Origin of the sequence: [Clostridium] innocuum (assembly GCA_012317185.1) — a bacterium.
In the GTDB taxonomy this organism is placed as follows: Bacteria; Bacillota_I; Bacilli_A; order Erysipelotrichales; family Erysipelotrichaceae; genus Clostridium_AQ; species Clostridium_AQ innocuum.
Genome location: CP048838.1, coordinates 2,838,212 through 2,852,227, shown reverse-complemented (window position 1 = coordinate 2,852,227; position 14,016 = coordinate 2,838,212). Strand labels below are relative to the sequence as shown.

At 44.0% G+C, this 14,016-nt stretch carries 12 protein-coding genes, 1 pseudogene and 1 other annotated feature; of the genes and pseudogenes, 12 read left to right on the top strand and 1 reads right to left on the bottom strand.

Annotation, left to right across the window (positions count from 1 at the left end; all coding sequences use genetic code 11):
* Positions 1-145 precede the first annotated feature (145 nt).
* From G4D54_13865 to G4D54_13830, 8 genes are all read left to right on the top strand, one after another.
* Complete coding sequence (locus G4D54_13865; GenBank protein QJA03455.1) at positions 146-2,479, top strand: FtsX-like permease family protein; 2,334 nt, start codon at positions 146-148, stop codon at positions 2,477-2,479.
* Positions 2,480-2,545: 66 nt separating this feature from the next.
* A complete protein-coding gene (locus G4D54_13860; GenBank protein QJA03454.1) occupies positions 2,546-3,307 on the top strand; it encodes an ABC transporter ATP-binding protein in 762 nt (253 codons plus the stop codon).
* A gap of 15 nt (positions 3,308-3,322) precedes the next feature.
* Positions 3,323-4,006 (top strand): response regulator transcription factor, encoded by a 684-nt coding sequence (locus tag G4D54_13855; GenBank protein ID QJA03453.1) that lies wholly within the window; start codon positions 3,323-3,325, stop codon positions 4,004-4,006.
* Positions 3,990-5,219 carry a HAMP domain-containing histidine kinase gene (locus tag G4D54_13850; protein QJA03452.1) on the top strand — a complete coding sequence of 410 codons (1,230 nt, stop codon included), beginning with the start codon at positions 3,990-3,992 and terminating at the stop codon, positions 5,217-5,219. The genes G4D54_13855 and G4D54_13850 overlap by 17 nt, the downstream gene beginning before the upstream one ends.
* Positions 5,220-5,280: 61 nt before the next feature.
* Positions 5,281-5,583: an AAA family ATPase gene (locus tag G4D54_13845; protein QJA03451.1), complete on the top strand. Its 303-nt coding sequence runs from the start codon at positions 5,281-5,283 to the stop codon at positions 5,581-5,583.
* Entirely contained in the window at positions 5,540-5,827 is a 288-nt protein-coding gene (locus G4D54_13840) for a hypothetical protein (protein QJA03450.1), read from the top strand. The genes G4D54_13845 and G4D54_13840 overlap by 44 nt, the downstream gene beginning before the upstream one ends.
* Before the next feature lie 111 nt (positions 5,828-5,938).
* Positions 5,939-6,211, top strand: coding sequence for a hypothetical protein (locus G4D54_13835; protein QJA03449.1), 273 nt, complete (start codon positions 5,939-5,941; stop codon positions 6,209-6,211).
* A 300-nt stretch (positions 6,212-6,511) separates the two neighbouring features.
* Positions 6,512-6,898: a hypothetical protein gene (locus G4D54_13830; GenBank protein QJA03448.1), complete on the top strand. Its 387-nt coding sequence runs from the start codon at positions 6,512-6,514 to the stop codon at positions 6,896-6,898.
* 74 nt (positions 6,899-6,972) lie between these two features.
* On the opposite strand, the gene G4D54_13825 is transcribed toward G4D54_13830, so the two are convergent.
* Positions 6,973-7,893, bottom strand: coding sequence for a mannose-6-phosphate isomerase (locus G4D54_13825; GenBank protein QJA03447.1), 921 nt, complete (start codon positions 7,891-7,893; stop codon positions 6,973-6,975).
* Positions 7,894-8,038: 145 nt separating this feature from the next.
* Here G4D54_13825 and G4D54_13820 point away from each other — a divergent pair.
* The 4 genes and pseudogenes from G4D54_13820 (at position 8,039) to leuC (ending at position 14,016) form a co-directional block, all read left to right on the top strand.
* A pseudogene (locus tag G4D54_13820) lies at positions 8,039-9,699 on the top strand (AAA family ATPase).
* A gap of 144 nt (positions 9,700-9,843) precedes the next feature.
* A complete protein-coding gene (deoC, locus tag G4D54_13815; GenBank protein ID QJA03446.1) occupies positions 9,844-10,563 on the top strand; it encodes a deoxyribose-phosphate aldolase in 720 nt (239 codons plus the stop codon).
* Positions 10,564-10,728: 165 nt separating this feature from the next.
* Positions 10,729-10,986 (top strand) — a binding site (T-box leader).
* Positions 10,987-11,029: 43 nt separating this feature from the next.
* Positions 11,030-12,724 (top strand): 2-isopropylmalate synthase, encoded by a 1,695-nt coding sequence (gene leuA, locus G4D54_13810; GenBank protein ID QJA05204.1) that lies wholly within the window; start codon positions 11,030-11,032, stop codon positions 12,722-12,724.
* A 26-nt stretch (positions 12,725-12,750) separates the two neighbouring features.
* The gene (gene leuC, locus G4D54_13805; protein ID QJA03445.1) at positions 12,751-14,016 is read left to right on the top strand and encodes a 3-isopropylmalate dehydratase large subunit; all 1,266 of its coding nucleotides are present in this window, start codon (positions 12,751-12,753) and stop codon (positions 14,014-14,016) included.

Here is a 14,016-nt window from a genome sequence, read left to right as displayed (position 1 = left end):
AACTCATCACATCTTCCATATTTATAGCATCCATCCCTACATTCCTGTATAATAATACCCATGTTCACTCATAATTTCTTTCACTTTAGGATTTCTTTAGAATTCCTGCGATATACTGACCATACAGAAATGAGAGGTAATCAAAATGTTGCTGCGACTACTAAAAAACGACCTGCTGCATGGCAAGCTGACCAACTTCATGGTAATGATATTCCTTGCCGTATCCACCATGCTGTCCTGTGCCAGTATATCCCTGATCTACTCATCACAAAACCAGATATCCTACTTCATGGACGATATGGGAAAGGTGGCAGACTATAACTTTTCCATGATGAATATTACAAAAAAAGATGTACAGAAAATCACAGCCTTCATGAAAGCAAAAGACATTGATGCATATCAAATCGAGCATGCTATCACCCTGCCGCTGAGTGTTATGCGCTTCAATGGCACCAACGACCTGGAAAGCTCCGGCTGCTTTGCGACAACCTTGCCAAAGACCTATAATTTTCTATTCGATGAAAACAACAAAACCCCGGACATCCAACCGGGTGAGGTCGGCATCCCGCTATCTATGAAGCATCAGCTGAATCTACAGCTCAATGACACCTTCCAGATTTTGCGCGGTACCAGGACCTACACCTATAAAATCACCAGCTTTGTACGTGATTCCGTATACGGTTCTGATATGATGGGACAAAAACGCATCATCCTGCACCCTGCAGATTATCAAATTCAATATGATGTCACGCAGGACATTGATCATGCTGTGGTACTCTCGGTAAACGACGGGCCAAACACAAAGCAGCTGGAATATGAAATGCAGAAGGCCGGATTACCTAATGCGATTCTCGTAGACAAAGAAACTGCAGAGCTCTCCTTTATGGGAGTCAGCCTCGGCACCAGTGCCATGCTTCTCATGAGTGGCATCATTCTGCTATGCATGTCCTTTCTGATCATTCGCTTCACCATCCTCTTTCAGATTGAAAGCAGCTATGCAGAAATCGGTATCATGAAAGCAATCGGTTTCCAGCACTCTCAAATAAAACCGCTCTATCTAATGAAATATATGAGTATTTCACTTATCGGTGTTTTTATCGGATTCCTTATCTCTATCCCGTTTACTAATCTGCTGGAAGGTATGCAGGCTGGCATCGTTCCCGTTATGCCGGGGAACACAGGCACCTATCTCTCCCTGATTATTGTTATCCTGATACCGGCACTTATCTATACCGTGACAACTCTGGTATTGAGAAAGCTGAAAAAACAAAGCACGATGGATGCCATTCGCAAAGGGAATGAGGGAGAGACCTATAAAGAACACACGCATTTCACACTTGCCAAAACCCGCCTTCATCAACTTCACAGCTTTCTGGCCTTCAACGATTTAATGGCACAGAGAAAGCACTTCCTCATGATGGTCATCATCTACGCTTTCTGCATGGTATTGATACTCGTCCCTCTAACCCTCAAGGATGCTTTTCAAAAGGATACCTTTCTGCAGATTCTGAAAATATCATCTGGAGATCTCTACTCCCAGCAAAACGGAGGCAACACCATAAAGGATCTGGAAGAAAAGCGTGCTATGGTGCTTCGCGATTTGAAAGTCTACGATGAGCATGTCCGTGTCGATATTGAAACCATGACCAGTGCATCCCTCAGCGATGATGGTCTGAATACCTCGGTATTTCTCATGAAACGCGCTGATGGGAATACGATCACCTTTGATTACGGCAAGGCTCCCAAGTTGTCCAATGAGCTTGCCCTGACTACTACACTGGCTAAGCGTTATAGGAAAACTGTCGGCGACTCCATCAGCATGGAATACGAAGGGAAGAAAAACACCTACCTCATTAGCGGTATTTACAGCAGTATGATGAATCTGGGGAATAACATCCTCGCAGGTGATATTGAATATGAATATGCTTATACCGGCTATCTGGTGATTCACCTATCACAGGGGGAATTAACCAACCATCAGGTCGCAGAAACTATCAAAAAGGAGTATAAGGGGTTGAAGCTGATTGACAGCAGGCAGATGACGAAATCCTTCAGCGGAAATATGCCGCAGCAGATCACCATGATGTCGAATCTGATTATTGCGATTATTCTGGTCATTACCTTCGCTTTGACAATACTGTTCTCCAAGCTGCACATGCTGCGTGCAAAAAAAGCGATTGCTCTGATGCGCAGTATGGGCTATGCCAAACGCAATATCCGCAAATGGCTGTTTGCTCGTTGTATGATTCAGATACTATGCGGTCTAGTGCTGGGAATTCTGTTACACACCTTTTGCACGAACGGACTGCTGGAGGCCTATCTGGAATCCATGGGTATGGGGAGCGTAGCGCTGAGAAGTGCTACACTCAACATGTATGTTCTGTATCCGTTGCTGTTCATTCTGTCAGCCATGGCAGCGCAATGGATTGTCAATCGTACCATACCGGCATGGAATATTAAAGATTTGAGTGAGGAATAAAATTTTTCGGTACCGTATCAAAAGCATATAAATACAACGGAGTGATTCATAAGGAGGAGAATATGTATGGAAACAATAATAGAGGTCAGACAGCTATGCAAAAGCTTTGTCGTAAATAAAAAGCAGAATCATGTCCTGCGCAATGTGGATCTTTCCATTCACAAAGGAGAATTCATCGCCGTCATGGGACCAAGCGGCAGCGGTAAATCCACCCTGCTGTATACCATTAGCGGTATGGATCATATCAACTCGGGAACCGTGGAATTTGACCATAAGGAAATCAGCAGGTATAATGAAATGGAAATGGCGAAGCTGCGCCTGCATGAAATGGGCTTTATCTTCCAGCAGATGCATTTTCTAAATAACCTGAACATTTATGATAATGTGATACTTCCCGGCTATATGGCAAAGAAAAGGGAGCATAAGGAAATCAATGCCTATGCGGACGAGCTGCTGCGGAAGTTTCAGATCACCTCAATTGCAGGACATAGCATTCAGGAGGTAAGCGGCGGAGAGCTGCAGCGTGCCTGTATTGCCAGAGCAATGATCAACCAACCGCAGATTCTGTTTGCGGATGAACCGACAGGCGCGTTAAACAGCTCCAATGCAAAGGAAGTCATGGATATGTTTTCAAGGGTACATGAACAGGGGACGACAATCCTGATGGTAACGCATGATGTGAAGGTGGCTTCCTATGCACAACGCATCTGCTATATCAATGATGGTAAGATTGAAAGCAATCTCGATATCGGTGTGCTGAGGCATGCGGATGAGCTGAAGGAACGGGAAAAGAAGGTATACAGCTGGCTGATGGAAAAAGGCTGGTAGAAGGGATGCGTGTGTATGATTGATATTCTTGTTGTTGAGGATAATGATGAGCTGCGTGATGTATTAGAGCGTTTTCTGTTGCATGAGGGATATCAGACACGCTGTGTAAAGCAGGGAAATGACGCACTTACTCTTTTACAGCAGGAGAGGGTGCGTCTTCTTCTCGTAGATATTATGCTGCCGGACATGGACGGCTTTCGCATTTGTACGCAGGCCAGACAAAGCAGCAATCTTCCCATAATCATCATGAGTGCACGAACACAGACAAGTGACCAGCTGCTGGGCTATGAGCTGGGAGCGGATGATTATGTAGAAAAGCCCTTCGCCATGGCTGTTATGCTGGCTAAAATTAAAGCTCAGCTGAGAAGAGGCTATGAAATGCAGGAGGAGCGCAATGTGCTGAAGGACGATGATCTTCTGGTAGACATCGAGCGTCGCAATGTGACATTGAAAGGAAAGCAGCTGGCCCTCTCGGTAAAGGAGTTTGAGCTGCTGATTCTGCTGCTGAGAAAAAAGCATACAACGCTGCGTAAGGACTATATATTTTCCTCAATCTGGACAGATGCCTCTGAAAGTGAGCTGTCCACGCTGACGACACATGTCAATACACTGCGTGAAAAAATAGAAACCGATCCGCGTCATCCAAAGCGGCTGATTACTGTATGGGGAGTAGGCTACCGCTATGAAGGCATGGAATAGGCTGACCGTGCTTGTCCCGGCACTGCTTCTGCTGCTTCTGGTAGGATTAAACGGACTACTCTTACAGCTGCGGGATGAAACAATACCGGATGAAGCACTGGTAGAAATCAATCGCATGGCAAAAGAGCTGGAGAAGGGAAAGCGGATGAATGAGCTTGCTTCATCAAAAATTCAGGTTGAACTGCTTGAACTGAAGAAGACCTCCATGCAATCCTATATGGACCGCTCCCGTACAAGAAGTGTGTTTCTTCCGGCAAAGCAGGAGGGCAGCTTCTATCGCTTTACCTATCGCGTACAGCGCATACCGTCCTCAATCTTCTGGATTATCAATACCACCCTGCTTGGTGTCATATTGCTTGTTGTCTATCTTCTATTCTATATCCGCCGGCAGATCATACAGCCCTTCCATAATATGGAGGCTATGGCAACAGCTTTGAAAAACAGAGATTTCACGTATGAGCTGCCCCAGCAAAAGCATCGATTCTTCGGCAAATTTATCTGGGCAATTGATGTGATGAAGGAGGAGCTGCGCCATCATGAGGAAAAAGAAACAGCGCTGATGAAGGAAAAGCAGACAATGATTGCCTCTCTTTCCCATGATATTAAGACACCACTTTCCAACATCCGCCTGTATACGGACGCAATGAAGGAGCACCTGTATTCGGAAGAGCTGATCTGTGAGCGTCTGTATGAAAATTGTGATAAAATCGATCAGTATGTAAAGGAAATCATGCATACGAGCAATGAAGATTTGTTTGATTTTGATGTACATATGGAAGAGGTCTATCTCCATGATGTGGAAGTCTTGCTGAGGCGGGAACAGGAGCGCATTGAACTGGCACTGATATCCTATGAGCAATCCCTCTGTAAGGATCAGCTGGTCTATACAGACTTGACAAGGTTACGTGAAGTTATTGGCAATATTGTTGATAATGCGATGAAATACGGAGATGGAAAATGGATTCACGTATCCTTTTATGAAGAAGATCATCACAGTATACTGAAACTAGAAAATTCCGGCTCCTATATTGAGCAAAGTGATGCCGGTGCTATCTTTCAAAGCTTTTACCGGGGAAACAATGTTAACAACCATGCAGGAAACGGTCTGGGCTTGTATATTTGCAAACAGCTGATGCAGAAAATGGATGGCGATATTTTTATGACACAGGAACAGGGGAGTGTGAGCTTTCATCTTGTGCTTGGTACAGTATAGGCCAGTAACAGGATTGAGATTTTCCAATTACTTGGTATAATACCATTAAGGAGCTGATGACATGAAGCGTTTGCCGATCGGTGTAGAAGACTTTAAAGAATTGGTCGATCATCAATATTATTACATAGATAAAACCATGTTTATTCAGGATGTACTGAAAGAAAAAGTTGTTCTGTATACTAGACCGCGAAGATTCGGGAAAACGTTGAACATGAGTAGGCGCTGCCCGCCCAGGCGTGCTCTATTATTTTTTCTCAATCAAACAAAAAGAAAACGCGTACCTTTTCAACGGGTCAAACATTACCAAATACAAGATTGCAGTGCAATATCAAAATCAGTATCCGGTTATCCTGATAACACTTAAGGATATGAAGGATATCAGGTTTCAGAATCAGATCGATATTTTCAAAGTGATCATACGGGAGCTGACAGGTAAATATAAGGATTTACTTACAAGTGAGCGACTGGATGATATTGATAAAAAACTTCTCATATGCTATCAGGAAGGTGATGTGAACATTGCTGACTTAAAAAATGGATTGCGCTTTTTAAGTCAATGTCTATATAAACATTATCAGAAGAAAGTAATTATTCTGATAGATGAATAGGCGCTGCCCGCCCAAGGCGTGATGTACCTTTGCAAAATGCGTATTTAAATGCTTATTATGAAGAAATGACTGATTTTCTTGACGGTATCTTCAGTGCAGCATTGAAAACAAATGAACAACTATCAGATTCTTTCAAATCAGGAATCCGGGTTGGGAAGGTTCGATCTTGCGGTGCTTCCGTTCTATAAGAAGAAACGGGGGTTCCTGCTGGAATTAAAAGTAGCCTCAAAAGAGGAAGAGATGGAACATGCAGCAGTTCAGGCATGTGAGCAGATAAAGGAAAAGCAGTATCTGGAGGGTTTGCAAAAGAAAGAATATACAGATATCGTAGGATATGGAATTGCATTTTATAAGAAGTCATGTTTGATTGTAGCACTTCCATAATGTTTATTTACTATGCAATGTGTGAATAATCTGAAGTTCATGAAAACTGAGACATAACGCTGTCGCAGTTTTTTTGTTATGATGGTTTTGTCACAAGCATAACAATTATGTGACAGAAAGGAGAATGCAATGAATCCATATAGACAATGTCCTATCTATCAAAATGAAAATTATCGTATTCGATTCGTAAAACAGAGTGATGTGAATGATTTATGAAAGGTATACAGCGATCCAAAAACAGTTGCTCTTTGCAATTGTGATAATTGTGAAGATGATTTTTATTATACGAGCAGAATACCAATGGAACAGGCAATCAATTACTGGATTATGGAATACCATAGAGAAGGGTTTGTTCGCTGGAGTATTCTGGATTGTACTTCCTCGACTGCAATCGGGACGATGGAGCTTTTTAAACGTTCGGCGAATGGCGCCTATGACAATACAGCTGTACTGCGTCTTGATCTTTTAAGGAAATATGAAGAACAATCCTGTCTTCAAGAGATCCTTTCTTTGATTCTGCCGCATATCCGTGATTTTTTTCAGTGTACACAGGTTATAACCAAATGTGTACAGGAAGCAGAAAAACGCAGGGCTGTATTGCTGGAAATGGGATTTTCCCCATCAAAGGAGTCGCTGGTCGGCTGGGATGGCACACTTTATCAGAATTATTATCTGCGAAAGCTATAAGAGGTCTAATATAAAAAACGAAAACGTGTATACTGGAACCAAAGTTCTGATATACACGTTTTTTGTAGCTCCTTTCATTCCTGATCCTGCGCTCTCCAATACGGATGGGCTGCCGCAATGATGCATTCTGCACTTCCTGTAAGCTGAATGCATTCCTCTGGCATAACAAGGATACTACCACCCCGTAACACGGTAAAGGTATCTACCTGAAGACTGCCGGAAACCACGGATATCACGGATGCGATGGAATATGGATTCGTATAGCTGCCGGATAAGGTGAGGTGTCGCAAAGAGAACTCCCGCTGGTCGAAGCTGCTTCCTTCTGAAAAGTTCTGTTTTTGGACATGCAGGGAGGAATCCAGATTCGCAAGTGCTTCCTTCACATGGAGTGGTCTTGTATGACCATGCATATCCTTTCGCTCATAATCATATAAGCGGTAGGTGATGTTGGTGGACTGTTGAATCTCATAGATCAAGGACCCTGCGGTAAGGGCATGCATCATGCCGCTTCGGATATACACAAGGTCATTTTCAGAAACGGGTATGTGATCGATGACACCATGAAAATCTCTCTTTTGCAGCGCAGCTTCAACAACTGCTCGGTGACCCGCTTTGTTCTCGGCATACACCCAACCTTCACTTGGCTTCTCTATGAAATACCAGGCCTCGCTTTTTCCATAGGGCAATTGCAGCTGCTCCTTTGCATAGGTATCGGTTGGATGAATCTGAAAGCTGACATCCTGTGCACAGGAATCAAAAGCGATGATCAAAGGAAATTCCTCACCATCTTCAAGACCAAAGACAGCAGGATTCTTCTTGACTGCCCTGCGAAGGGTTGTTTCCTCCTTTTCATTATAAATTTCACAGTCGATTCCATCGATTCCACTCAGTGTATACACACAGCCAATCGTCTGAGCAGCACGATCTCCCTGATAGGCATGCAGACGTGTATCTCCCCAGAGGGTTTCCATTGTAATGGGACGTACAATATACATAACAAGAACCTCCTAACTTTTCCATATCTACAGAGATTGTAGCATATCTTACTATCAGAATATAGTGGTACCAACATAAAGAACGTAATTCTCTTTTATCTGTCACAGCTGCCGTGATATAATATAGCTACAGGAGCTGATACCTATGAAGCATATACCAATTGGCATTGAAAGTTTTAAAGAATTGATTGATGGTGAATATTATTATGTAGATAAGACACTGTTTATAAAGGATGTGTGCAAAGAAAAGGTCGCATTATATACAAGACCCAGACGTTTTGGTAAAACTCTGAATATGAATATGCTTTATTATTTTTTCTCATTAAAGCAGAAGGAGAATGCTTATCTTTTTGATGGTCTGCATATCACAAAGGATGCAGAGATTCTACGATATCAGAATCAGTATCCGGTCATCTTCATAACTCTGAAAGATATGAAACAAGTCTCTTTCGAAAATCAAAAAGCAATGTTCGCAATCCTGATTCAGGAGATTGTCAGAAATAATAAGGAATTACTCGATAGTGAGGAAGTAAGCACCTTCGATAAAGAGCAGCTTGTCGCTTACTCACGCCGCACACAGAGTGATGTGGACTTACAGAATGCATTAAAATTTCTTTGTGTATGCCTGAAGCAGCATTACCATAAGAATGTGATTCTTTTAATAGATGAATATGATGTTCCATTACAAAGTGCATATTTAAACGGATATTATGATGAAATGGCAGACTTTTTAAGCGGTATATTCAGTGCTGCTTTAAAAACAAATGATGCTCTGGAGAAGGGAATCCTTACCGGATGCTTGAGAATTGCGAAAGAGAGTATTTTCACAGGAGTAAATAATTTCAATGGGTATTCCATTACGGAAGAACCATCCAGTACCTGCTTTGGGTTCACACCGGAAGAAACACTAAAGCTTTTAGAGTACTATCATTTAAAATCATATGAACAAACCGTAAAAGAGTGGTAGGCGCTGCCCGCCCATGGCGTGACGGTTATCTGTTTGGAAACAAAGAGATATACAATCCATGGAGCGTACTGAAATATGTGCTGAAAATCCTGCAGGGAAATGATGTACCGGAATCTTTCTGGGCGAATACGAGTGGGAATGATATTATATATCAATACATTCAGAAAGCCGATTCACAAATGAGAACGGATTTTGATACGCTGACATCTGGTGGAAGGATTACACAAACGGTAAGATATGAACTAACCTATCGTGAGATGGATCAGATAAACAACATTTACAGTTTTCTGCTGTTCACAGGCTATCTGAAAGCGATAGCGTGTGTCGATAAAGATAAAGCAGTATATCAGCTTATGATACCGAATAAGGAAATCAACCGAATCTATACCTTGATATTTGAAGAATGGTTTCAGGAGCAGGTTAAAGCAAAGAGCAGAACATTGGTTGATGCATTCATGAAAGAAGATGTGGAAACCGCAAATGAAGTTTTGAATACCATATTGTTTAAATCCATAAGCTATTTCGATTATGATGAAAAATTTTATCATGGAATGTTGGTCGGTATGCTCAGTGATTATCAAATCGTATCCAATCAGGAAACCGGTAATGGCCGTAGTGATATCATGGTACTACCGGCTTATAAGAAAAAAAGAGGACTTGTGCTTGAAGTTAAGGTTGCAACAAAAGAAAAGGATATAGAAATAACCGCACAAAAAGCATGTCATCAGATCAGGGAAATGAACTATATCGATGGTTTACAGGAAAGAGGATATACGGATATTATAGGATATGGGATTGCTTTTTATAAGAAAACCTGCGTAATTATGCTGGCGAAGTAAAATGCTTAGATTTATAAGAATTGAAATCAGCATATCGCATTGAAGTAAGCATTTCATCTACAGGATCCCCCTTCCTTCTAGGTAACAACAGGGGTGTGATATATCAATAAGAAAAGGCAGGACTTTTCTGGATAGGAGATACTTATGAAACGATGGACAGTAGAAGAGCTGGCAGGGATGATTGATCATACCTATGTCAAAGCAGATGCAACACGCAAACAGATGGAAAAGCTGTGTAAGGAAGCCAGAGAATATCATTTCGCGATGGCAGCCATCAATTCCTCACAAACCGCATTATGTGCGGAATACTTACGGGACAGTGATGTTCATGTGGGAGCTGCAATCGGCTTTCCGCTGGGACAGACAACAATCGCTGCCAAGGTGTTTGAAGCGGAGGATGCCATACAAAACGGAGCGGATGAAATTGATTACATGATCAATTTAACTGAAGTTAAGGCCGGAAACTGGGAGTATGTAAAAGAGGAAATGCAGCAAATCGTCACGGTATGCAGAAACAATGGAAAGCTGTGCAAGGTCATTTTGGAAACCTGTTATCTGACAAAGGATGAAATCAAACAGATGTGTAAAATTGCGGTGGCTGTCAAACCGGATTTTGTGAAAACCTCAACCGGCTTTGGAAGCGCAGGAGCTACTGCAGAGGATGTGGCACTGATGCGCAGGTGTGTCGGTACCGCAGTCAAGGTAAAAGCCTCCGGAGGAATACGGGATGCACGTACATTCAAAAAAATGGTTTCCAGTGGAGCGTTGCGTATTGGGACAAGTGCAGGGGTATCCATTGTCAGGGAGCTGCAGACGGAGGCCTTCAAGCACAGCGGTTATATCGCAATACCGGAAGAATATTAGTATCCCTGTGATTCCATGATAGGAGCACAGCTGTCTTCTGTGATAAAACAGCAAGCCGTGATGAAAAAGGGATGAAAATATTTTCACAAAATAATGTAACGGAATTACAGAAATACATTGACAATTTACAAAAAATGCTATATCCTTTTGTTAGTGACTACAAAACCAAAGGCAAGGATCGGGACCAGCATAGGAACCTTCTGCTGTAGAGAGCCGCTGGCTGGTGAAAAGCGGCGCAGAAATCTTATCCACTCACCCGTAAGCTGTAACCTGAACACATCACACGATGCCAGTAAACGTTACCGTCTGCTCACACGTTATCGTGAGAACATATTCGAAGTCTGGATATGTGAGGGGAATGATGCTTTTCATCATTCAACAAGAGTGGTACCGCGGAATTGGTGATAAACTTCCGTCTCTTAGTATAGAGATGGAAGTTTTTTGTTACAAAAAGGAGGACAGGATGATGGAAGGATATCAGAAGTACAAACGACAGTATTTTTTACCACCGGAGCCATGCATGGACTGGGCAGGGAAAGAATATATAGAAAAAGCACCCCAATGGTGCAGCGTGGATTTGCGGGATGGCAATCAGGCATTGATCATACCGATGAGTCTGGATGAAAAAATCGAGTTTTTCCAGCTGCTTGTAGAGGTTGGCTTTAAGGAAATTGAAATCGGCTTTCCGGCAGCCAGTCAGACGGAATTTGAATTTCTGCGCAAGCTGATCGATGAGGATTTGATTCCGGAGGATGTAACGGTTCAGGTACTGACACAGGCAAGAGAGCATATCATCCGCAGAACCTTTGAAGCTGTTAAGGGCGCAAAAAATGCAGTGATTCATTTATACAATTCCACATCTCTGGCACAGCGCGAGCAGGTGTTCAAAAAATCAAAGGAAGAAATTCTGAATATCGCTGTGGAGGGTGCCAAGCTGTTAAAGAAGCTGACAGAGGAGGACGGCGGCAATTACCGCTTTGAGTATTCACCGGAAAGCTTTACCGGAACAGAGGTGGAGTATGCCCTGGAGGTCTGCAATGCCGTATTGGATATATGGCAGCCAACTGCGGACAACAAGGTCATCATCAATTTGCCGGTGACTGTGGAAATGAGTATGCCGCATATTTACGCACAGCAGATTGAATACATGTGCAAGCATATGAACTATCGTGAGAATGTTATCGTATCCCTGCATCCGCACAATGACCGCGGGTGTGGCGTTGCTGATACGGAAATGGGTATTCTGGCAGGTGCGGACCGCATCGAGGGAACGCTGTTTGGCAACGGGGAGCGTACCGGAAATGTGGATATTATTACACTTGCAATGAACATGTATGCGATGGGAATCGATCCTGAGTTGAACTTCACGGATATGCCGCACATTGTCGAGGTTTATGAGCGCTGTACCCGTATGCAGGTACACATGCGTCAGCCCTATGCCGGTCAGCTGGTATTCGCAGCCTTCTCCGGCTCTCATCAGGATGCCATTGCCAAAGGCATGCATTACCGTGATGCCCAGGATCCTGATCACTGGACGGTACCGTATCTGCCAATCGATCCAAGAGATGTCGGACGTGTCTATGAAACAGATGTTATCCGCATCAACTCGCAATCCGGTAAGGGCGGCATCGGCTACATGCTCGAGGAATACTACGGCTATGATCTGCCATCCGATATGCGCGAGCAGGTTGGCTATTATATGAAGGATGTATCCGACCATGAGCACAAGGAGCTGCTGCCAAATGAGATCAACGATCTGTTCCAGAAGGAATACATGAACGTGAACGCACCCTATGCACTCAACGATTATCACTTTGTCCGTCAGGGTGATATCGTGACCGTGACGATGAACATCACCTATGAGGGAAAGACGCAGTTTATCACCGCTACGGGAAACGGCCGTCTGGATGCCGTCAGCAATGCCCTGCGTGACAATATGAATCTGACCTTTGACATACTGGATTACAAGGAACATGCGTTAAGCAAGGGGTCCTCGTCCAGAGCGGTATCCTATGTGAAAATCATCGACTGCCGCAAAAAGAATCAGTGGGGTGTGGGACTGCATGATGATATCATCGCATCCAGTGTACAGGCATTATTCTCAGCCATCAACCGGGCAGTCGCACAGCGCCGCGAGGCAGAAAAAGAAGCAGAGGCTTAAACAATAACAGCAGGAGGAAAACCATTATGGGAATGACAATGACACAGAAAATTCTGGCAGCACATGCCGGTCTGGATCACGTGGAGGCAGGACAGCTGATCGAAGTGAATCTGGATATGGTACTGGGAAATGATATTACATCACCGGTTGCTATCAAGGAATTTGAAAAATACGGCTTTTCACAGGTGTTTGATCCGGGAAAAATCAGCATGGTTATGGATCATTTTGCGCCAAACAAGGATATCAAGGCAGCACAGCAGTGCAAGGCATGCCGTACCTTTGCCTATGCGAAGAACATCGAGCACTTTTACGATGTCGGGGAAATGGGAATCGAGCATGCCCTGCTTCCGGAGAAGGGTATCGTAGGACCTGGGGAATGCATCATCGGTGCGGACTCCCATACGTGCACGTACGGAGCGCTGAACGCTTTCTCCACCGGTGTGGGCAGTACGGATATGGCCGCAGGCATGGCTACCGGCAAATGCTGGTTTAAAATTCCGGAAGCTATCAAATTTGATCTGCGTGGAAAGCTCGCACCGCATGTCAGTGGAAAGGATGTCATTTTACACATCATCGGCATGATCGGTGTGGATGGCGCCTTGTATAAATCGATGGAATTCAGCGGTATCGGTTTACAGAGTCTGAGCATGGATGATCGCTTATGCATGGCAAACATGGCAATCGAAGCCGGTGCCAAAAACGGAATTTTCGCCTTCGATGAGATTACGGAGGCTTATGTCAAGGATCGTGTAAGCCGTCCATATGTTACCTATGAAGCAGATGCGGACGCAGACTATTGCAATGTGTATCATCTGGATTTGAGCCAGATCACCCATACAGTAGCCTTCCCGCACCTGCCGGAAAACACCAGAACGATGGATGAAATCAAAGAGCCTGTGAGGATTGATCAGGTTGTCATCGGCTCCTGTACCAACGGACGGCTGTCCGATATGGCAGAGGCTGCACAGATTCTGAAGGGACAGCATGTGGCAAAAGGAGTGCGTGCCATCATCATTCCGGCAACACAGGAAATTTACAAGCAGTGCATACAACTGGGCTATACGGAAATCTTCATCGATGCAGGCTGCGTGGTATCCACACCAACGTGTGGTCCATGCCTGGGCGGCTATATGGGAATACTGGCGGAAAATGAACGCTGTGTAGCGACAACGAACCGGAACTTTGTCGGTCGGATGGGGCATGTAGATTCCGAGGTATATCTGGCAAGCCCGGCTGTTGCGGCAGCCAGTGCCATTATGGGCAGAATTGCAGCACCAAAGGAGGTAGCGTAA

Excerpts from the sequence above, each read along its gene's own strand:
- G4D54_13865 (QJA03455.1), top strand. The coding sequence starts at position 146 with ATGTTGCTGCGACTACTAAAAAACGACCTGCTGCATGGCAAGCTGACC.
- G4D54_13860 (QJA03454.1), top strand. The coding sequence starts at position 2,546 with ATGGAAACAATAATAGAGGTCAGACAGCTATGCAAAAGCTTTGTCGTA.
- G4D54_13855 (QJA03453.1), top strand. The coding sequence starts at position 3,323 with ATGATTGATATTCTTGTTGTTGAGGATAATGATGAGCTGCGTGATGTA.
- G4D54_13850 (QJA03452.1), top strand. The coding sequence starts at position 3,990 with ATGAAGGCATGGAATAGGCTGACCGTGCTTGTCCCGGCACTGCTTCTG.
- G4D54_13845 (QJA03451.1), top strand. The coding sequence starts at position 5,281 with ATGAAGCGTTTGCCGATCGGTGTAGAAGACTTTAAAGAATTGGTCGAT.
- G4D54_13835 (QJA03449.1), top strand. The coding sequence starts at position 5,939 with ATGAACAACTATCAGATTCTTTCAAATCAGGAATCCGGGTTGGGAAGG.
- G4D54_13830 (QJA03448.1), top strand. The coding sequence starts at position 6,512 with ATGGAACAGGCAATCAATTACTGGATTATGGAATACCATAGAGAAGGG.
- G4D54_13825 (QJA03447.1), bottom strand. The coding sequence starts at position 7,893 with ATGTATATTGTACGTCCCATTACAATGGAAACCCTCTGGGGAGATACA.
- deoC (QJA03446.1), top strand. The coding sequence starts at position 9,844 with ATGAAACGATGGACAGTAGAAGAGCTGGCAGGGATGATTGATCATACC.
- leuA (QJA05204.1), top strand. The coding sequence starts at position 11,030 with ATGGAAGGATATCAGAAGTACAAACGACAGTATTTTTTACCACCGGAG.
- leuC (QJA03445.1), top strand. The coding sequence starts at position 12,751 with ATGGGAATGACAATGACACAGAAAATTCTGGCAGCACATGCCGGTCTG.